This window comes from Serratia marcescens, from assembly GCF_001902635.1.
GTDB classification, from domain to species: domain Bacteria; phylum Pseudomonadota; class Gammaproteobacteria; order Enterobacterales; family Enterobacteriaceae; genus Serratia; species Serratia marcescens_F.
This window is the reverse complement of record NZ_MJAO01000001.1, coordinates 12,408-30,148: the sequence shown is the minus strand read 5'-3', so window position 1 is coordinate 30,148 and position 17,741 is coordinate 12,408. Positions and strand designations below refer to the sequence as shown.

Genomic DNA, 17,741 nt, shown 5'->3' with positions numbered 1-17,741 from the left:
GTCAGGCCAGCGGGTTGATGCCTTCAGCCCGCAACATTTCCAACAGCGCGATCAACGGTAGGCCGATCAGGGCGTTCGGGTCCCGGCCTTCCAGCCTGTCGAACAGCGCGATCCCCAACCCCTCGCTCTTGAAACTGCCCGCGCAGTTCAGCGGCTGCTCCATACGCACATAGGCGGCGATCTCCGCTTCGCTCAGCGTGCGAAAATGCACGTGGAATGGTTCGCACAGGGCCTGCAGCTGCTTGCTGCGCCCGTTGTACAACGCCAGACCGGTATAGAAGGTCACGGCCTGGCCGCTGGCCTGGCGCAGCTGCGCACGGGCGTTTTCCTCGGTATGCGGCTTGCCGGTGATGTTGCCATCGATCACGCAGACCTGATCGGAGCCGATAATCAGATGATCGGGGTAGGCGAGGGCCAGCGCCTGAGCCTTCGCCGCCGCCAGGCGCAGCACCAGCGCTTCGGCGGTTTCAGCCGGCAGCGGGGCTTCATCCACCTCCGGCGCGGCGCAGTCGAAGGGCAATTGCAGCTTCTCCAGCAGTATTTTCCGATAGGGTGAGGTAGAGGCTAAAAGCAATCTCTGCATAATTTTTTTCGCAAACCGTAGCGTAAATGGGTACGGCATTTTAAACTGTCGGCCGCTGTGGAAGCGAATATTGGTGAAAGGAGCCGTTTTACGGCCTTTTTCTTTGACTCTATGTCGTTACAAAGTTAATATGCGCGCCCTATGCAAAAGGTAAAATTACCCTTGACCATTGATGCGGTACGTACCGCTCAGAAACGCCTGGACTATGTTGGTGTCTATGCGCCTGAGCAGGTTACTCGTGTTGCCGACTCCGTGGTCAGTGTGGACAGTGATGTCGAGGTGTCGTTGTCGTTTAATATCGACAATCAACGCCTCGCGGTGATAACAGGGCATGCGGACGTCACGGTAACGCTGATGTGCCAACGCTGTGGAGTCCCGTTCGAACACCATGTTCACACAACATATTGTTTTAGCCCGGTCGTCAATGATGAGCAGGCTGAGGCATTACCGGAAGCGTACGAGCCGATCGAAGTTGACGAGTTTGGCGAAGTCGATCTGTTGGCAATGATTGAAGACGAAATTATTCTTTCACTGCCTGTCGTTCCGGTACATGAATCTGAACACTGTGAAGTGTCCGAAGCGGACATGGTATTTGGCCAACTGCCTCCTGAGGCGGAGAAACCGAATCCGTTTGCCGTATTAGCCAGTTTAAAGCGTAAGTAATTGAGGAGTAAGGTCCATGGCCGTACAACAGAATAAACCAACCCGTTCCAAGCGTGGCATGCGTCGTTCTCACGATGCTCTGACCACGACTACTCTGTCTGTAGACAAAGTATCCGGTGAAACTCACCGTCGTCACCACATCACTGCCGACGGTTTCTACCGCGGTCGCAAGGTTATCGGCTAAGTAGCGATACCTTGACTCGTCTAACCCTGGCGTTAGATGCAATGGGCGGGGACTTCGGTCCCTGCGTCACAGTGCCTGCTTCGTTGCAGGCACTGGCCTCTAATTTACAGCTTCATCTCCTGCTGGTCGGCAATCCCGACGTCATCTCCCCTTTGCTTGCCCACGCCGATCCGGTTCTTCTGGAACGTCTGCAAGTCGTGCCCGCCGAGTCTGTGATCGCCGGCGACGCCAAACCTTCACAAGCGATACGCGCTAGCCGCGGTTCGTCGATGCGCATTGCGCTCGAACAGCTCAGCAGCGGAAAGGCGCAGGGCTGCGTCAGCGCCGGCAACACCGGCGCGCTGATGGGGTTGGCGAAGCTGTTGATCAAGCCGCTGGAAGGCATCGAGCGCCCGGCGTTGATGACGGTGATCCCGAATCAGCAACGCAGCAAAACCGTGGTGCTGGATCTGGGCGCCAACGTCGAGTGCGACAGCACCATGCTGGTGCAGTTTGCCGTGATGGGCGCCGTGATGGCGGAAGAGGTGATCGGCATTGCGCAACCGCGGGTGGCGCTGCTGAATATTGGCGAAGAAGAGACCAAAGGCCTGGATAATATCCGCGAAGCGGCCGCTGTGTTAAAAAATACGCCGGCAATCAACTATATTGGTTACCTGGAAGGAAACGAGCTGCTCACCGGCAAGACCGACGTGTTGGTCTGCGATGGCTTTGTGGGCAACGTCACCCTGAAAACCATGGAAGGGGTGGTCAGGGTGTTCTTATCGCTGCTGAAATCGTCCGGAGACGGAAACAAGCGAGCGTGGTGGCTGAAATTGTTGGGCCGTTGGTTGCAAAAACGGGTGGTTAAGCGGTTCGGCCACCTGAACCCCGACCAGTATAATGGCGCATGTCTGTTAGGATTGCGCAGCACCGTAGTCAAGAGCCACGGCGCTGCGAACCCTCACGCGTTTGCAGTCGCAATCGAACAGGCTGTGCAGGCGGTGCAGCGGCAAGTCCCGGAAAGGATTGCTGCGCGCCTTGAGGCTGTATTACCTAAGAGTGACTGATCGTACATGTATACAAAGATTCTCGGTACGGGGAGTTATTTGCCCGTACAAGTGCGCACCAATGCTGATTTGGAAAAAATGGTGGATACCTCTGACGAGTGGATCGTCACGCGTACCGGTATTCGCGAACGTCGCATCGCCGCTGCGGATGAAACCGTCGCGACGATGAGCTTCCAGGCCGCTGAGAAAGCGCTGGAAATGGCAGGTGTGGCTAAAGAAGACATCGGGCTGATCGTGGTGGCGACCACCACGAATACGCACGCGTTCCCGAGCGCGGCGTGCCTGGTGCAAAACATGCTGGGGATCAAGGATTGTGCGGCGTTCGATCTGGCTGCAGCCTGCGCCGGCTTTACCTACGCGCTCAGCGTTGCCGATCAGTACGTGAAAAACGGTGCGGTCAAACATGCGTTGGTGATCGGCGCAGACCTGTTGTCGCGCACGCTGGATCCTGAAGATCGCGGCACCATCATCCTGTTTGGCGATGGTGCTGGAGCCGTGGTGCTGGGGGCTTCTGAAGAGCCGGGCATCCTGTCCACCCATCTGCATGCCGACGGCAGCTACGGCAACCTGCTGACGCTGCCGTACAAGGATCGTCAGAATCAAGACAAGCCGGCCTATGTCACCATGGCGGGCAACGAAGTCTTCAAGGTTGCGGTCACCGAGCTGGCTCGCATCGTCGACGAGACGCTGCAGGCCAACAACATGGACCGCAGCGAGCTGGATTGGCTGGTGCCGCACCAGGCCAACCTGCGCATCATCAGCGCAACGGCGAAAAAATTGGGCATGGGGATGGACAAAGTGGTGGTGACGCTCGATCGTCACGGCAACACCTCCGCCGCCTCGGTGCCTTCCGCACTGGACGAAGCAGTGCGCGACGGGCGAATTCAGCGTGGCCAACTGGTGCTGCTGGAAGCCTTCGGCGGCGGCTTTACCTGGGGCTCGGCGCTGGTTCGTTTCTGATTTGAACAGGAAGAAAAAATGACGCAATTTGCTTTTGTTTTCCCGGGCCAGGGGTCGCAGACCGTTGGCATGCTGGCCGAATTGGCCGCTCAGTACCCAATCGTCGAAGAAACCTTCGGCGAGGCATCCTCCGCCCTGGGTTACGACCTGTGGCAGCTGGTTCAGCAAGGCCCGGCGGAAGAGCTGAACAAGACCTGGCAGACCCAACCGGCTCTGCTGGCCGCCTCGGTGGCGATTTTCCGCGTTTGGCAGCAGCAGGGCGGTAAAGCGCCTGCGCTGATGGCGGGCCACAGCCTGGGTGAATACTCGGCGCTGGTCTGCGCCGGCGTGCTGGACTTCAAGGCGGCGATCCGTCTGGTCGAGCTGCGCGGCAAGCTGATGCAGGAAGCGGTGCCTGAAGGTACCGGCGCGATGTCCGCCATCATCGGCCTGGACAACGACGCGATCGCCAAGGCGTGTGAAGAGTCCGCGCAGGGGCAGGTGGTTTCTCCGGTCAACTTCAACTCGCCGGGCCAGGTGGTTATCGCCGGCAATAAAGAAGCGGTTGAACGCGCGGGCGCTGCCTGTAAAGCCGCCGGCGCCAAGCGTGCGCTGCCGCTGCCGGTGAGCGTGCCTTCGCACTGTGCGCTGATGAAGCCGGCCGCCGACAAGCTGGCCGTAGCGCTGCAGGATATCGCCTTTAACGCGCCGCAGGTGCCGGTGGTGAACAACGTAGACGTGCGTACCGAAAACGATCCGGAAGCGATCCGCAGCGCGCTGGTGCGCCAGCTGTACAGCCCGGTGCGTTGGACCGAGAGCGTAGAATTTATCGCAGCACAGGGAGTGACGTCGCTGCTGGAAGTGGGGCCGGGCAAAGTGCTGACCGGCCTGACTAAACGTATTGTTGACACCCTGACGGCTGCGGCGGTGAATGACACCGCCAGCCTGTCGGCGGCGCTTGAACAATAAAGAGGAAAATGATGAGCTTCGAAGGTAAAATCGTTCTGGTCACCGGCGCGAGCCGCGGTATTGGCCGAGCTATTGCAGAAACGTTTGTGGCACGTGGCGCTAAAGTGATCGGCACCGCGACCAGCGAGAGCGGCGCTGAAGCGATCAGTGGCTACCTGGGCGCAAGCGGCAAAGGGTTTATGTTGAACGTTGTCGATGCGCAATCTATCGACAGCGTACTGGCATCGATTCGCGCCGAATTTGGCGAAATCGACATTTTAGTGAATAATGCCGGCATTACGCGTGATAACCTGCTGATGCGTATGAAGGATGATGAGTGGGAGGATATCCTCGACACCAACCTGACTTCCGTATTCCGCCTGTCAAAAGCGGTAATGCGCGCTATGATGAAAAAGCGTTTTGGCCGTATCATCACCATCGGTTCCGTTGTCGGTACCATGGGGAACGCAGGGCAGGCGAACTACGCGGCGGCTAAAGCCGGTCTGATTGGTTTTAGCAAATCTTTGGCACGTGAAGTCGCTTCACGTGGCATTACGGTCAACGTCGTGGCACCTGGCTTTATTGAGACGGACATGACACGGGCGTTGACAGATGATCAACGCGCAGGCATTTTGTCATCAGTTCCAGCCAACCGGCTGGGCGATGCTAAAGAAATCGCCAGCGCTGTTGCATTTTTGGCCTCTGATGAGGCCGGCTATATCACCGGTGAAACGTTACATGTCAATGGCGGCATGTACATGATTTAAAAAATGCGAAAACCATTTGCGTTATTTGAGGCAAAAACCGCAAAATAGCGTAAAATCGTGGTTTGACCAGCCGGGATTTAGTTGCATCTTTTTCAGCATTTTATACACTACGAAAACCATCGCGAAAGCGAGTTTTGATAGGAAATTTAAGAGTATGAGCACTATCGAAGAACGCGTTAAGAAAATCATTGTTGAGCAACTGGGTGTTAAACAGGAAGAAGTTTTGAACAACGCTTCTTTCGTTGAAGATCTGGGCGCTGATTCTCTTGACACCGTTGAGCTGGTAATGGCACTGGAAGAAGAATTCGACACTGAGATTCCAGACGAAGAAGCTGAGAAGATCACTACTGTTCAGGCAGCTATTGATTTCATCAACGCTAGCCAGCAGTAAGAGAACATATCTAGGCGGTCGCTCGACCGCCTAAGTTTTTTCTATCCCTAGTGTCATATTTTTCCCTCCCTGGAGGACAAACGTGTCTAAGCGTCGAGTAGTTGTGACCGGACTGGGCATGTTGTCTCCTGTCGGCAATACGGTAGAGTCCACGTGGAACGCTCTTCTTGCCGGTCAGAGTGGCATCAGCCTGATCGACCATTTCGATACCACTGCCTATGCGACCAAGTTTGCTGGCCTGGTAAAGAACTTTAATTCCGAGGATTTCATCTCGCGCAAAGATGCGCGCAAGATGGACGCCTTTATCCAGTACGGTATCGCTGCCGGCATGCAAGCCATGCAGGATGCAGGTCTGGACATCAACGAGGCTAACGCCAGCCGCATTGGCGCCGCGATCGGTTCCGGCATCGGCGGCCTGGGTTTGATCGAAGAAAACCACAGTTCACTGGTTAACGGTGGCCCACGGAAAATCAGTCCGTTCTTCGTGCCATCCACCATCGTGAACATGATTGCAGGCCACCTGACAATCATGTACGGCATGCGTGGCCCAAGCATTTCCATCGCCACCGCCTGTACTTCAGGTGTACACAACATCGGCCATGCCGCGCGTATCATTGCTTACAATGATGCCGACGTGATGTTGGCCGGTGGGGCAGAGAAAGCCAGCACCCCATTGGGCGTCGGCGGCTTCGGCGCAGCGCGCGCCCTGTCCACCCGCAACGACAACCCGCAGGCGGCGAGCCGTCCGTGGGATAAAGACCGCGACGGCTTTGTGCTGGGCGACGGCGCCGGCATGATGGTGCTGGAAGAGTACGAGCACGCGAAAAAACGCGGCGCGAAAATCTACGCCGAAGTGGTTGGCTTTGGGATGAGCAGCGATGCTTATCACATGACGTCGCCACCGGAAAACGGCGCAGGCGCTGCGCTGGCGATGGAAAATGCCTTGCTTGACGCAGGCGTGACCCCGTCACAAATCGGTTACATCAATGCGCACGGCACTTCCACGCCGGCCGGTGACCAGGCCGAAGCGCAGGCGGTGAAGTCCGTCTTCGGCGCAGAAGCGCAGCGTGTGATGGTCAGCTCGACCAAATCGATGACCGGCCACCTGTTGGGTGCGGCGGGCGCGATCGAGTCTATCTTCACCGTACTGGCGCTGCGCGATCAGGCGGTACCGCCAACCATCAACCTGGATAATCCGGATGAAGGTTGCGATCTGGACTTTGTGCCTCACGAAGCGCGCCAGGTCAGCGATATGGAGTACACCCTGTGTAACTCCTTCGGCTTCGGCGGCACCAACGGCTCGCTGATCTTCCGCCGAGTGTAACTCGCGCTGTCGATAGCTGATGAAAAGCCCGGTTTTTTAACCGGGCTTTTTTACGCCCAGCGTTTGGCCGCCAGCGGGGCTGCGTATCGCCTCGCTGCCTGCTATTCTGCGAGCATAACGAAATAACCCGGCAACAGGAGGAAGCATGTACTGGATTAACGGACAACGCCACGATGCCCTGGCGCCGAGCGATCGCGGCCTGCAGTTCGGCGATGGCTGCTTTACTACCGCCCGGGTTATCGACGGGAAAATCGAGCTGCTGCCCTGGCATCTGGAGCGGTTGCAGCAAGCGGCGCAGCGGCTGATGCTGCCCGCCACCGATTGGGCGGCTTTCGAGCGGGAGATCGTGCTGGCGGCAGAATCAATTCCGCTCGGCGTGGTCAAAGCGATATTGACGCGCGGCAGCGGCGGGCGGGGCTACAGCCCGCTGGGGTGTGAAAACCCGACGCGCATCGTGGCCCGTAGCAGCTACCCCACGCACTATTTGCAGTGGCGCGAGCAAGGCATCACGCTTGCGCTCAGCCCGGTGGCGCTGGCGCGCAATCCGTTGCTGGCAGGCTTGAAGCATTTGAACCGCCTGGAGCAGGTGCTGATCCGCGCGCATCTTGACCAGACGGCCGCCGACGAGGCGCTGGTGCTTGACACTGCCGGTATGCTGGTGGAATGCTGTGCGGCTAATTTGTTCTGGCGTAAGGGAAAAGCGGTGTTTACCCCGGATCTGAGCCAGGCGGGCGTCGCCGGGCTGATGCGGCGGCGGGTGATCGAACTGTTGGCGGGGTCGGTATACCGTCTGCACTGCGTCAGTGAACCGCTGGAGACGCTGGCCGATGCCGACGAAGTCCTGGTGAGCAACGCGCTGATGCCGCTGCTGCCGGTAAACGCAGCGCAATCATGGCGTTATCATTCGCGCCAGCTGTATGATTTTTTGCGTCCACACTGTTAACCATGGCTGATTGATGAAGAAAAGAAAGCTGAAGGTCCTGTCTGTTATTGTTGTTCTGGTATTGGCGCTGCTGTTTTGGGGCTACCAGAAGATCGAACGCTTTGCCGATACACCGCTGGCTATCCAGCAAGAAACCATCTTCAAACTGCCTGCCGGCACCGGCCGGGTGGCGTTGGAAGGGTTGCTGGTGCGCGATAAGCTGGTGCGCAATGGCCGCTGGTTCCAATGGCTGCTAAAGCTGGAGCCGGAGCTGGCGGAGTTTAAAGCCGGCACTTATCGGTTTACGCCGGGGATGACGGTGCGTCAGATGCTGAAACTGTTGGCCAGCGGCAAAGAGGCGCAGTTCAACGCGCGCTTTATCGAAGGTTCGCGCCTGCGTGACTGGCAGCAGGTGCTGCAGCAGTCCAAATACCTGAAACACACCCTGGTAGGCAAGAGCGAAGCGGAGATCGCCGCAGCGCTCGGCATTCCTGCGGGAGAAACCCCGGAAGGGCTGCTTTACCCGGATACCTATCAGTATACTGCCGGCATGAGCGACATCGCGTTGCTCAAACGCGCACACGCGCGTATGAACAAAGCGCTGCAGGCCGCCTGGGCCGGCCGCGACACCAGCCTGCCGTACAAAACGCCGGAAGATCTGCTGACTATGGCCTCGATCGTCGAAAAAGAGACTGCGGTGCCGGAAGAGCGCAGCAAGGTGGCCTCGGTGTTCGTCAACCGCTTGCGTATCGGCATGCGCCTGCAGACCGATCCGACGGTGATCTACGGCATGGGTGAAAGTTATAATGGCAACATCACGCGCAAGGATCTGGAGACGCCGACGCCTTACAACACCTATGTGATCGCCGGCCTGCCGCCAACGCCGATCGCCATGCCGGGTGAGGCCTCGTTGCAAGCGGCCGCTAATCCGGCCAAAACGCCTTATCTCTATTTTGTCGCCGACGGCAAGGGTGGCCATACCTTCACCACCAATCTGGCGAGCCATAACCAGGCGGTGCGCGCGTACCGTCAGGCGTTAAAGGAAAAGAATGAAAAGTAAATTCGTTGTTATCGAAGGGCTGGAAGGCGCGGGCAAAACCACCGCGCGCGACACGGTGGTCAATGTGCTGCGCGAACATGGCGTCAGCGACATCGTCTTCACCCGCGAACCGGGCGGTACGCCGCTGGCGGAGAAGCTGCGCGATCTGTTCAAGCGCGGCATCGACGGCGAATTGCCGACCATCAAGGCCGAGGTGTTGATGCTGTACGCCGCGCGCGTGCAGCTGGTGGAAACCGTGATCAAACCGGCCCTGGCGCGCGGTGCCTGGGTGGTGGGTGACCGTCACGATCTCTCTTCACAGGCTTACCAGGGCGGCGGCCGCGGCGTGGACTCGCAGCTGATGAGTTCGCTGCGCGATACCGTGCTGGGGGATTTTCGCCCGGACCTGACGGTCTATCTCGATCTGCCGCCGCTGGTTGGCCTGCAACGCGCACAGGCGCGCGGTCAGTTGGATCGCATCGAACAGGAAGCGCTGCCGTTCTTCGAACGCACCCGCGCTCGCTATCTCGAGCTGGCGGCGCAGGATAAAACCATCGTCACCGTCGACGCCGCCCAGCCGCTGGAGCAGGTGACTGCGGCGATCCGCGACTGCGTCAGCCACTGGTTGCGGCAGCAGGAAGGCGCATAATGAACTGGTACCCGTGGCTGAACGGCCCTTATCGTCAGCTGATTGGGCAGTACGCCGACGGCCGAGGCCATCATGCGCTGCTGCTGCACGCGGCGGCGGGCAACGGTGACGATGCGTTGGCCTACGGCCTGAGCCGCTGGTTGATCTGCCAGCAGCGCAACGGCGAAAAAAGCTGCGGCGAGTGCCACAGCTGCCGGCTGATGCTGGCGGGCAACCATCCGGATTATCACGTGCTGGCACCGGAAAAGGGTAAGAGCAGCCTGGGGATCGAGCCGATCCGCCAGGTGATTGAAACGCTGTACGCCCACGCCCAGCAGGGCGGTGCCAAAGTGATTTGGCTGCCGCAGGCGGAACAGCTGACCGAGGCGGCGGCCAACGCGCTGCTTAAAACGTTGGAAGAGCCACCGGAGAAAACCTATTTTCTGCTGGGCTGCCGTGAACCGTCGCGGCTGATGGCGACGCTGCGCAGCCGCTGCCTGTACTGGCATTTGGCCAGCCCGGATGAGCAGCTCAGCTTGCAGTGGCTGGGCCGACAGGCGGCCGGATCGCAGACGGATCGCCTCACGGCGCTGCGCCTGCACGACGGTGCGCCGTTGGCTGCCGAACAGTTGTTGCAGCCGCAGCAGTGGCAGCAGCGCAGCGCCCTGTGTGCCGCGTTGGGTGCCGCGCTGCCGCAACGCGACATGTTGTCGCTGTTGCCGGTGCTAAACCACGAAGATGTCTCTGAACGCTTGCGCTGGCTGTGCGCGCTGCTGGTGGATGCGATGAAGTGGCAGCAGGGCGCGCATCACTATGTGTTGAATCAGGATCAGCAGCCGTTGGTGCATCAGCTGGCCAGCCTGTTGAGCAGCGCCTCGTTGCAGCAGATCGTGCAGCAGTGGCTGAATTGCCGCCATCAGCTGCTCAGCGTGGTGGGCGTCAATCGCGAGCTGCTGCTGACCGAACAGTTACTTCGCTGGGAACAGATGCTTGGCGCCGCCGGCTATTCCCAACCTCATTCGCTGTAAAGTAAAAGAGTTAAAAATTATGTTGTTAGTCGATTCTCATTGCCACCTTGACGGCCTGGATTATCAAACGCTGCACCAGAATGTGGACGATGCACTGGCCAAGGCCAAAGCGCGCGACGTCGGCTATGTGCTGGCGGTCGCTACCACGCTGCCGGGTTACCGTTCCATGACCGAGCTGATCGGCGAGCGCAAAGACGTGGCCTTCTCTTGCGGGGTGCATCCGCTCAATCTGGAAGAGGGCTATGATTACGCCGAGCTGCGTCACCTGGCGGCGGCGGAACAGGTGGTTGCGCTGGGGGAGACCGGGCTCGATTACTTCTATCAGAAAGACAACCTGGAGCTGCAGCAGGACTCTTTCCGCGAGCATATCCGCATCGGCCGGGATCTGAACAAGCCGGTGATCGTCCACACCCGCGACGCGCGCGCAGACACGCTGGCGATCCTGCGTGAAGAGAACGCGCAAGACTGCGGCGGCGTGCTGCACTGCTTCACCGAAGATCTGGCCACGGCCGAAGCTTTGCTGGATCTGGGCTTCTACATCTCCTTCTCCGGCATCGTAACCTTCCGCAATGCCGAACAGCTGCGCGAGGTGGCGCGCTACGTGCCGCTGGACCGCATTCTGGTGGAAACCGACTCGCCTTATCTGGCGCCGGTACCGCATCGCGGCAAAGAAAACCAACCCGCCTATGTGCGCGATGTGGCTGAATATATGGCGGTATTGAAGGGCGTCAGCCTGGAACAACTGGCCGAAGCCACCACCGCCAACTTTTCACGCTTATTTCACATCGATCTGTGATCTTTGACCTAGGCTATAGCTGTAGGTCATTGTCGGCATGATTTTTTTTAAGCTCGTAATTAATCACTGAAGCGGGTAAGGTTCCCACCCGTTTCAGGGCGATTGGTGCGCGATTTTCGGCCTGTTTTGGCCAAAAAACGCCGGTTTATGCAAAGTTACCGCGGCTCGATCATCGAAACGTGATTGTCATCAAACATTGTGCAGGCTATTTATTTTACTCTGCGTAATAAATTCAAGGGGTGCTCAGACACCCTGAATTGCAGGGGTTTTTCTCCCCCCCTTGCAGCGCGAATTATCGCGACAAGAAGTAGCAAAGCATTATTACTCAGGAGCACACTCAACTATGTTCAAGAACGCATTTGCAAACCTGCAAAAAGTAGGTAAATCGCTCATGCTGCCGGTGTCCGTGTTGCCTATCGCAGGTATCCTGCTGGGCGTCGGCTCCGCCAACTTTAGCTGGCTACCTGCGGTAGTCTCCCACGTGATGGCGGAAGCGGGCGGTTCGGTCTTCGCCAACATGCCGCTGATTTTCGCCATCGGCGTCGCCTTGGGCTTCACCAACAACGACGGCGTTTCCGCGCTGGCGGCGGTGGTGGCTTACGGCATCATGGTGAAAACCATGGCGGTGGTTGCGCCGCTGGTGCTGCACCTGCCGGCTGAAGAGATTGCGGCCAAACACCTGGCGGATACCGGTGTGCTCGGGGGGATTATCTCCGGTGCCATCGCGGCCTATATGTTCAACCGCTTCTTCCGCATTCAACTGCCGGAATACCTGGGCTTCTTTGCCGGTAAGCGTTTCGTGCCGATCATTTCCGGTCTGGCGGCGATCGTTCTGGGCGTAGTGCTGTCCTTCATCTGGCCACCGATCGGTACGGCTATCCAGACCTTCTCGCAGTGGGCGGCTTATCAGAACCCGGTCGTGGCCTTCGGCATCTACGGCGTGGTTGAACGTGCGCTGGTGCCGTTCGGTCTGCACCACATCTGGAACGTACCGTTCCAAATGCAAATTGGTGAGTTCACCAACGCGGCGGGCCAGGTGTTCCACGGCGACATCCCTCGCTACATGGCGGGTGACCCAACCGCGGGTAAACTGTCCGGCGGCTTCCTGTTCAAAATGTACGGTCTGCCTGCGGCGGCCATCGCCATCTGGCACTCGGCCAAGCCGGAAAACCGCGCGAAAGTCGGCGGCATCATGATCTCCGCCGCGCTGACCTCGTTCCTGACCGGTATCACCGAGCCGATCGAGTTCTCCTTCATGTTCGTAGCGCCGATCCTGTACGTGATCCACGCTATCCTGGCTGGCCTGGCGTTCCCAATCTGCATCCTGTTGGGCATGCGTGACGGCACCAGCTTCTCGCACGGCCTGATTGACTTTATCGTACTGAGCGGCAACAGCAGCAAAATCTGGCTGTTCCCGATCGTCGGCATCGTCTACGGTCTGGTGTACTACACCATCTTCCGCGTGCTGATCGCCAAACTGGATCTGAAAACCCCGGGCCGTGAAGACACCGCTGCCGAGCAGACTGCGCAGGGCGGTTCCGAAATGTCCGCGGCGCTGGTTCAGGCTTTCGGCGGTAAAGAAAACATCACTAACCTGGATGCTTGCATCACCCGTCTGCGCGTCAGCGTGGCCGACGTGTCCAAAGTTGACCAGGCGGGCCTGAAGAAACTGGGCGCAGCCGGTGTAGTCGTTGCAGGCTCCGGCGTGCAGGCCATCTTCGGCACTAAGTCCGACAACCTGAAAACCGATATGGACGAATACATCCGTAATCACTGATTCAGGCAGGGGAGTTACCAAGGGAGGCGAAAGCCTCCCTTTTTTGTTGTCTGCCGTCAGGCACCAAGGCGCTGATTTAGTTCAGCGGGAGAAGGGAGGAACCAGACCTGTTCGCCGCGGTTGGCTTCACGCACGAAGTCTTGCAGTGCGTTACTTTGCGCCAGCCAGGGGGAGATATCGCCCAGCAGCGCGACGCGCAGGCGGTAGTTGATGAATTTCTGCAATACGGTGCCGGCCAGGCCGCTTCTTAACTGGAAGAAGGCGGCGTCGAGGCGGTTGACGGGGATAACCAGCATCCCGGCATCGTGTTCAAAAGCGGGGGCGATAAATAAACTGACATCGCTTGCGCCTTTCAGCATCGGCCCGGCTTCGGCGAAAACCACCAGGCGCAGGTTATGGATTTGCTGCACGGCGTAGCTCATCAGCGCTCCGAAATTCAGGGTTTGGCGTGTTTTTGCAGGTAGCTTTCGAATACCGCCAGCGTTTCGTTCGAGATATGGTGTTCAATCCCTTCGCTGTCCAGTTCGGCGGCTTCGCTAGGCACCCCGAGGCACATCAGCAGGTCGACCACGATGCGGTGGCGGCGGCGTACCTTCTGCGCCAACTGTTCGCCTTCCTCCGTCAAAAATACCCCGCGATAGGGGCGAGACTCCACCAAGCCGGCGCTTTTCAGGCGCGCGATGTTTTTGATCGCCGTCGGATGAGACACGCCGAAGCGGCGCGCGATATCGGTGGTTCTGGCTTCACGGGTGCTTTGCAGTAAATCGGCAATCAGCTCGACGTAATCTTCGATCAGCGCATTGGACTGCGCCTCGCGGGCGCGGCTAAAACGCAGGGCGTGCTCGGCTTCGTCCGGCATGTCGGGGCGGTCGGCGTTATCTGGCGCGCGGGTAACCATAGCGTGGGGCGTCCTGTAAGCGTAAAAATGACGGCTCCCGGCCATGCGGGGAGCTTTGCCCTAAGTTAGTCCAAATAGCACACATTATCAATTCGATGCCGCGCATTGTGGTAGTTAGAAATATCTCTACACAAAGCCAGTGATTTTCGCCGGTTGCATAAAGTGTAGCCGATGCTACATTGTCAGCATGATAGGTGGAAAAATAACCAGTTAAAGACTAAGGGTACTTCATGCGCGACGCGGCGACCACTCCATCGTTAACCGAACGGACCAACATCGCGATTGGCGCTGCTCTTGCCGGGCGCAAGCGCGGCGCCTTTACGCCGCTGCTGTTCGCCGGCCCGGCGGTGATTGCCTCTATCGCCTATATGGATCCCGGCAACTTCGCCACCAACATTCAGGCCGGTGCAAAATACGGCTATAGCCTGCTGTGGGTGGTGGTGATGGCCAACCTGATCGCCATGCTGTTCCAGGCGCTGTCGGCCAAGCTCGGCATCGTTACCAACCGCAATCTGGCGGAGATGTGCCGCGACCAGTTTTCACGGCCGGTGGTGATTGGCATGTGGCTGCTCAGCGAAGTGGCGGCAATGGCCACCGATCTGGCGGAGTTTCTCGGTGGGGCGATCGCGCTGGCGCTGTTGTTCCACATGCCGCTGCTGGCGGGGATGGGCGTGACGGCGGTGATCACCTATGCGTTGCTGATGGTGGAAAAGAAGGGCTTCCGCCCGGTTGAACTGATGATCGGCGGCCTGGTGGGTATCATCGCGCTGTGCTATCTGCTGGAGATGTTTATCGTGCCGGTGGACTGGCAGGCGGCGGGCATCGGCATGGTGACGCCGCAGTTGCCGGACGCGCAGGCGTTGACCATCGCCGTCGGCATTATCGGCGCCACCGTGATGCCGCACGCCATTTTTCTGCACTCGGGGCTGACCCAGCACCGCAGCCCGGCCAGCGATAACGGCGAGCGGCGCAAGCTGCTGCGTTTCTCCAATATCGAGGTGGTGATCGCGCTGGCGCTCGCCGGGTTGGTGAATATCGCGATGGTGATCATGGCCTCGAGCGCTTTCCACGCCGGTAACAGCGACGTGGCCGAGATCGGCACCGCCTACCATACGCTGACGCCGCTGTTCGGCGCTGCCGCCGCCGGTATCTTCCTCGCTTCGCTGATCGCCTCCGGCATCTCCAGTTCGGTGGTGGGCACCATGGCTGGGCAGATGATCATGCAGGGCTTCGTCGGTTTCCGCATCCCGGTGTGGGTGCGCCGCCTGGTCACCATGGTGCCGGCGTTTATCGTGGTGGCGATGGGCGTTAACGCCACTGACGCTTTGGTCTACAGCCAGGTGGTGTTGAGCCTGGCGCTGCCGGCGCCGATGATCGCGCTGGTGATGTTCACTCGCCGCCGCGACATCATGGGCGAGTTCGCCAACGGCCGCTGGACCAGCTTGGCCGCGGTGGTCGGCACGGTGGTGATCGTACTGCTCAACGTGGTGCTGCTGTTGCAGACTTTCGGCGTCGATATCCCCGGGTTGGGGTGATCTTTCGGGCCGCGCCGCTAAATTATAAGTTCCCCACGCCGCCGTCCATCTGCAGCTCGGCGCCGACCATAAACGCCGACTCATCCGCGGCCAGAAACACCGCCGCTTTGGCCAGTTCCCGCACGCTGCCCATGCGGCCAATCGGCACCAGCGCGCGGATATCGTCGCGCAATGCCTGTTCATCCGCCTCCGCCAGCCCCAGCTTGCCCAGAGCCGGCGTTTCTGTCGGGCCAGGGCTCAGGCCGTTAAAGCGAATGCCGCGCGTGTGCAGCTCGCCGGAGAGCGTTCTGGCCAGGGACAGCAAGCCGGCCTTGCTGGCGGCGTAAGCGCTGCTCTGCGGCAGGCCGATATGGGCGCTGACCGACCCGCACAGGATCACCGAAGAAGGGTTGGCCAGCAGCGGCAGCAGCGCCTGGATCAGAAAGAACGGCCCCTTCAGGTTGATGTCCATCAGCCGCTGATAGCTCTGCTCATCCCATTCCTGCAGCGGGCGATGCGTGACATCGCCGGCGTTGATGTACAGAACGTCCAGCCGTGGCCATTGCTGCCCCAGCTGCTGCGCCAGTTCGCGCTGCTGCGGGATGCTGCCGGCGTCGCTCAGCAGCAACAGCGCCTTGCCCGCCAACACCTGGCCCGCCGCGTCCAGGGCATTTTGGCTGCGCCCGGTGATCGCCACCGTCGCACCCTCGGCGATGAACTGGCGGGCGGTTTCCAACCCGATGCCGCTGGTACCGCCGGTAATCAATGCATATTTGCCTTGCAGTCGTGACATAACCGATTCCTCTTTAGCGTCAGTTGCGGCATTATTTGCGCTATAGTTCCTTTTGCATAGTAGGCACCTTTTGGATACTAAAAGACGAGGTGGGATGAAATGACGGCACAAGCGCCATTACCGGCGGAAAATAATTTGGCGGCGTTGCCGACGGCGGGCGAACCCTGTCCGATGGTGGATTTCGTCAATCTGGTGTCGGGCAAGTGGGCGATACCGATCCTGTACCGGCTGATCGTGATCGACGGCCCGGTGCGATTCAGCGAGCTGCAGCGGGCGGTGGCGCCCATTGCGCAGAAAGAGCTGACGCGTCAGCTGCGGTTGTTCGAACAGCGCGGCCTGGTGACACGGCAGGTGTTTCCCGAAGTGCCGCCGCGGGTGGAGTATCACATCACTGCGCTGGGCACGTCGCTGCGGCCGACGCTGGACTCGCTGGCCGAGTGGATGCGCCGACACGCGCCGCAGCTGATCGGCGGCTAGTCGCCAATGCCCGGCGGGTTGATGGTAGAGCGCTCGACCTTTTCGTCGCCTTCGCCCCAGCGTTCCAGCACCTGCGCGTATTCGCCGCTGACGATGACGCCGTTGATGGCGGCGTTGATGGCGTTCACCAGACCATTGCCTCTCTTGCTGGTAACCGCCACGTAGGCCACGCTGGGGCCGATGCCGACCATTTTGGTCTTGCCGGTCAGCGCCGCCTTGTAGGCGCCGGTGGAGTGGGGGCCGAAGAAAGCGTCGGCGCGCCCGGACTGAATGCTCAGGTTGGTGGCGGCGTCGTCGGTCACATAGATCGGCTGTACCGGCGGCAGCCCGGCGGCACGGTTTTGCTTATCCCATCCCAGCAGTATGTTTTCTTGATTGGTACCGGATCCTACGATGATCCGTAGCCCGGCGACGTCCTGCGGCCGGTTGATTGAGGTGATGTTGCTGGTGGATTTGACGTAAAAGCCCAGCGTGTCCACCCGGTAGGTGGCAAAGTCGAACTTGGTCTTGCGCTGTTTGGTGACGGCGATGTTGAAAATTGCCGCATCGTATTTACCGGTACTGATGCCCAGCGGCCAATCCTCCCAGGAGGTGGGTACCAGATTCAGCTCCAGCCCGAGGCTGTCGGCCACCAGGCGGGCGATGTCCGGATCGCTGCCGATCAGCGTTTTATTGTCCTCGGCGAACAGCGCCAGCGGCGGGGAGTTCTCGAACGCTACCGCCACCGTCAGCTTGCCGGGCACCGCGAAGTGAAAGTTCGCCGGAATCAGTGCGATAGCGGCAGGATTCTGCTCTGCGTGTATCGGCTGCCGGTTAGCCTGCAGGTCGATACCGCCCGCCGGGGCCGCCTGAACGGCAGCGCTCAGCAGCAGCGCACACAGCGCCGATATTCTCAGTGGCATGTTGCCCTCTATCCTTTGTTAATCATTGGGTTACTATTGGCGGCGGCGTGGGGCAAGTAAAGCAACAATAGTGAATAACCAAAGTGAAAAGATGCACAAGCGGGGCGCCGGCCTGCGCGAAT

General features: G+C 59.4%; 21 protein-coding genes. 16 read left to right on the top strand and 5 right to left on the bottom strand.

Features of this window, described 5'->3' with window-relative positions; genetic code table 11:
• Position 1 precedes the first annotated feature (1 nt).
• On the bottom strand, positions 2-583 hold the full coding sequence (locus tag BHU62_RS00165) for a Maf family protein (protein WP_139282239.1): 582 nt from the start codon (positions 581-583) through the stop codon (positions 2-4).
• Positions 584-724: 141 nt separating this feature from the next.
• Here BHU62_RS00165 and yceD point away from each other — a divergent pair, with 141 nt between their 5' ends.
• The 14 genes from yceD (at position 725) to ptsG (ending at position 13,035) form a co-directional block, all read left to right on the top strand.
• Entirely contained in the window at positions 725-1,246 is a 522-nt protein-coding gene (gene yceD / locus BHU62_RS00160) for a 23S rRNA accumulation protein YceD (protein ID WP_073528580.1), read from the top strand.
• 16 nt (positions 1,247-1,262) lie between these two features.
• Positions 1,263-1,430, top strand: coding sequence for a 50S ribosomal protein L32 (rpmF, locus tag BHU62_RS00155; RefSeq protein WP_004927778.1), 168 nt, complete (start codon positions 1,263-1,265; stop codon positions 1,428-1,430).
• Between the two features lie 11 nt (positions 1,431-1,441).
• Positions 1,442-2,476, top strand: a complete 1,035-nt coding sequence (gene plsX, locus BHU62_RS00150; protein ID WP_073528579.1) for a phosphate acyltransferase PlsX — start codon at positions 1,442-1,444, stop codon at positions 2,474-2,476.
• A 6-nt stretch (positions 2,477-2,482) separates the two neighbouring features.
• A complete protein-coding gene (locus BHU62_RS00145; RefSeq protein ID WP_073528578.1) occupies positions 2,483-3,436 on the top strand; it encodes a beta-ketoacyl-ACP synthase III in 954 nt (317 codons plus the stop codon).
• An 18-nt stretch (positions 3,437-3,454) separates the two neighbouring features.
• Complete coding sequence (fabD, locus tag BHU62_RS00140) at positions 3,455-4,384, top strand: ACP S-malonyltransferase (protein ID WP_073528577.1); 930 nt, start codon at positions 3,455-3,457, stop codon at positions 4,382-4,384.
• Positions 4,385-4,395: 11 nt separating this feature from the next.
• Positions 4,396-5,130: a 3-oxoacyl-ACP reductase FabG gene (gene fabG, locus BHU62_RS00135; RefSeq protein WP_073528576.1), complete on the top strand. Its 735-nt coding sequence runs from the start codon at positions 4,396-4,398 to the stop codon at positions 5,128-5,130.
• 154 nt (positions 5,131-5,284) lie between these two features.
• Positions 5,285-5,521 (top strand): acyl carrier protein, encoded by a 237-nt coding sequence (gene acpP, locus BHU62_RS00130; protein WP_004719003.1) that lies wholly within the window; start codon positions 5,285-5,287, stop codon positions 5,519-5,521.
• A gap of 82 nt (positions 5,522-5,603) precedes the next feature.
• The gene (gene fabF, locus BHU62_RS00125; RefSeq protein WP_073528574.1) at positions 5,604-6,845 is read left to right on the top strand and encodes a beta-ketoacyl-ACP synthase II; all 1,242 of its coding nucleotides are present in this window, start codon (positions 5,604-5,606) and stop codon (positions 6,843-6,845) included.
• 145 nt (positions 6,846-6,990) lie between these two features.
• Positions 6,991-7,788: an aminodeoxychorismate lyase gene (pabC, locus tag BHU62_RS00120; RefSeq protein WP_073528572.1), complete on the top strand. Its 798-nt coding sequence runs from the start codon at positions 6,991-6,993 to the stop codon at positions 7,786-7,788.
• 13 nt (positions 7,789-7,801) lie between these two features.
• The gene (mltG, locus tag BHU62_RS00115; RefSeq protein ID WP_073528570.1) at positions 7,802-8,827 is read left to right on the top strand and encodes an endolytic transglycosylase MltG; all 1,026 of its coding nucleotides are present in this window, start codon (positions 7,802-7,804) and stop codon (positions 8,825-8,827) included.
• Positions 8,817-9,455: a dTMP kinase gene (gene tmk / locus BHU62_RS00110; RefSeq protein WP_073528568.1), complete on the top strand. Its 639-nt coding sequence runs from the start codon at positions 8,817-8,819 to the stop codon at positions 9,453-9,455. Before mltG ends, tmk begins: the two co-directional genes overlap by 11 nt.
• Entirely contained in the window at positions 9,455-10,462 is a 1,008-nt protein-coding gene (holB, locus tag BHU62_RS00105; RefSeq protein ID WP_073528566.1) for a DNA polymerase III subunit delta', read from the top strand. The genes tmk and holB overlap by 1 nt, the downstream gene beginning before the upstream one ends.
• Positions 10,463-10,481: 19 nt before the next feature.
• Positions 10,482-11,258 (top strand): metal-dependent hydrolase, encoded by a 777-nt coding sequence (locus tag BHU62_RS00100; protein WP_073528564.1) that lies wholly within the window; start codon positions 10,482-10,484, stop codon positions 11,256-11,258.
• A gap of 343 nt (positions 11,259-11,601) precedes the next feature.
• On the top strand, positions 11,602-13,035 hold the full coding sequence (gene ptsG / locus BHU62_RS00095) for a PTS glucose transporter subunit IIBC (protein ID WP_016928184.1): 1,434 nt from the start codon (positions 11,602-11,604) through the stop codon (positions 13,033-13,035).
• Positions 13,036-13,091: 56 nt separating this feature from the next.
• On the opposite strand, the gene BHU62_RS00090 is transcribed toward ptsG, so the two are convergent.
• Positions 13,092-13,457 (bottom strand): DUF4180 domain-containing protein, encoded by a 366-nt coding sequence (locus tag BHU62_RS00090; protein WP_073528562.1) that lies wholly within the window; start codon positions 13,455-13,457, stop codon positions 13,092-13,094.
• A gap of 14 nt (positions 13,458-13,471) precedes the next feature.
• A complete protein-coding gene (gene mntR, locus BHU62_RS00085; protein WP_073528560.1) occupies positions 13,472-13,933 on the bottom strand; it encodes a manganese-binding transcriptional regulator MntR in 462 nt (153 codons plus the stop codon).
• Positions 13,934-14,163: 230 nt separating this feature from the next.
• Here mntR and BHU62_RS00080 point away from each other — a divergent pair, with 230 nt between their 5' ends.
• Positions 14,164-15,468, top strand: coding sequence for an Nramp family divalent metal transporter (locus BHU62_RS00080; RefSeq protein ID WP_073528558.1), 1,305 nt, complete (start codon positions 14,164-14,166; stop codon positions 15,466-15,468).
• A 22-nt stretch (positions 15,469-15,490) separates the two neighbouring features.
• On the opposite strand, the gene BHU62_RS00075 is transcribed toward BHU62_RS00080, so the two are convergent.
• Entirely contained in the window at positions 15,491-16,240 is a 750-nt protein-coding gene (locus BHU62_RS00075; protein ID WP_073528556.1) for an SDR family oxidoreductase, read from the bottom strand.
• Positions 16,241-16,339: 99 nt separating this feature from the next.
• On the opposite strand from BHU62_RS00075, the gene BHU62_RS00070 reads away from it, so the two are divergent.
• Positions 16,340-16,717 carry a winged helix-turn-helix transcriptional regulator gene (locus tag BHU62_RS00070; RefSeq protein ID WP_073528554.1) on the top strand — a complete coding sequence of 126 codons (378 nt, stop codon included), beginning with the start codon at positions 16,340-16,342 and terminating at the stop codon, positions 16,715-16,717.
• Here the strand turns inward: BHU62_RS00070 and BHU62_RS00065 are convergent.
• Positions 16,714-17,619 (bottom strand): transporter substrate-binding domain-containing protein, encoded by a 906-nt coding sequence (locus tag BHU62_RS00065; RefSeq protein ID WP_073528552.1) that lies wholly within the window; start codon positions 17,617-17,619, stop codon positions 16,714-16,716. The two genes, BHU62_RS00070 and BHU62_RS00065, sit on opposite strands and share 4 nt — an antisense overlap.
• Between the last annotated feature and the right edge of the window lie 122 nt (positions 17,620-17,741).

Excerpts from the sequence above, each read along its gene's own strand:
- BHU62_RS00165 (WP_139282239.1), bottom strand. The coding sequence starts at position 583 with ATGCAGAGATTGCTTTTAGCCTCTACCTCACCCTATCGGAAAATACTG.
- yceD (WP_073528580.1), top strand. The coding sequence starts at position 725 with ATGCAAAAGGTAAAATTACCCTTGACCATTGATGCGGTACGTACCGCT.
- rpmF (WP_004927778.1), top strand. The coding sequence starts at position 1,263 with ATGGCCGTACAACAGAATAAACCAACCCGTTCCAAGCGTGGCATGCGT.
- BHU62_RS00145 (WP_073528578.1), top strand. The coding sequence starts at position 2,483 with ATGTATACAAAGATTCTCGGTACGGGGAGTTATTTGCCCGTACAAGTG.
- fabD (WP_073528577.1), top strand. The coding sequence starts at position 3,455 with ATGACGCAATTTGCTTTTGTTTTCCCGGGCCAGGGGTCGCAGACCGTT.
- fabG (WP_073528576.1), top strand. The coding sequence starts at position 4,396 with ATGAGCTTCGAAGGTAAAATCGTTCTGGTCACCGGCGCGAGCCGCGGT.
- acpP (WP_004719003.1), top strand. The coding sequence starts at position 5,285 with ATGAGCACTATCGAAGAACGCGTTAAGAAAATCATTGTTGAGCAACTG.
- pabC (WP_073528572.1), top strand. The coding sequence starts at position 6,991 with ATGTACTGGATTAACGGACAACGCCACGATGCCCTGGCGCCGAGCGAT.
- mltG (WP_073528570.1), top strand. The coding sequence starts at position 7,802 with ATGAAGAAAAGAAAGCTGAAGGTCCTGTCTGTTATTGTTGTTCTGGTA.
- tmk (WP_073528568.1), top strand. The coding sequence starts at position 8,817 with ATGAAAAGTAAATTCGTTGTTATCGAAGGGCTGGAAGGCGCGGGCAAA.
- holB (WP_073528566.1), top strand. The coding sequence starts at position 9,455 with ATGAACTGGTACCCGTGGCTGAACGGCCCTTATCGTCAGCTGATTGGG.
- BHU62_RS00100 (WP_073528564.1), top strand. The coding sequence starts at position 10,482 with ATGTTGTTAGTCGATTCTCATTGCCACCTTGACGGCCTGGATTATCAA.
- ptsG (WP_016928184.1), top strand. The coding sequence starts at position 11,602 with ATGTTCAAGAACGCATTTGCAAACCTGCAAAAAGTAGGTAAATCGCTC.
- BHU62_RS00090 (WP_073528562.1), bottom strand. The coding sequence starts at position 13,457 with ATGAGCTACGCCGTGCAGCAAATCCATAACCTGCGCCTGGTGGTTTTC.
- mntR (WP_073528560.1), bottom strand. The coding sequence starts at position 13,933 with ATGGTTACCCGCGCGCCAGATAACGCCGACCGCCCCGACATGCCGGAC.
- BHU62_RS00080 (WP_073528558.1), top strand. The coding sequence starts at position 14,164 with ATGCGCGACGCGGCGACCACTCCATCGTTAACCGAACGGACCAACATC.
- BHU62_RS00075 (WP_073528556.1), bottom strand. The coding sequence starts at position 16,240 with ATGTCACGACTGCAAGGCAAATATGCATTGATTACCGGCGGTACCAGC.
- BHU62_RS00070 (WP_073528554.1), top strand. The coding sequence starts at position 16,340 with ATGACGGCACAAGCGCCATTACCGGCGGAAAATAATTTGGCGGCGTTG.
- BHU62_RS00065 (WP_073528552.1), bottom strand. The coding sequence starts at position 17,619 with ATGCCACTGAGAATATCGGCGCTGTGTGCGCTGCTGCTGAGCGCTGCC.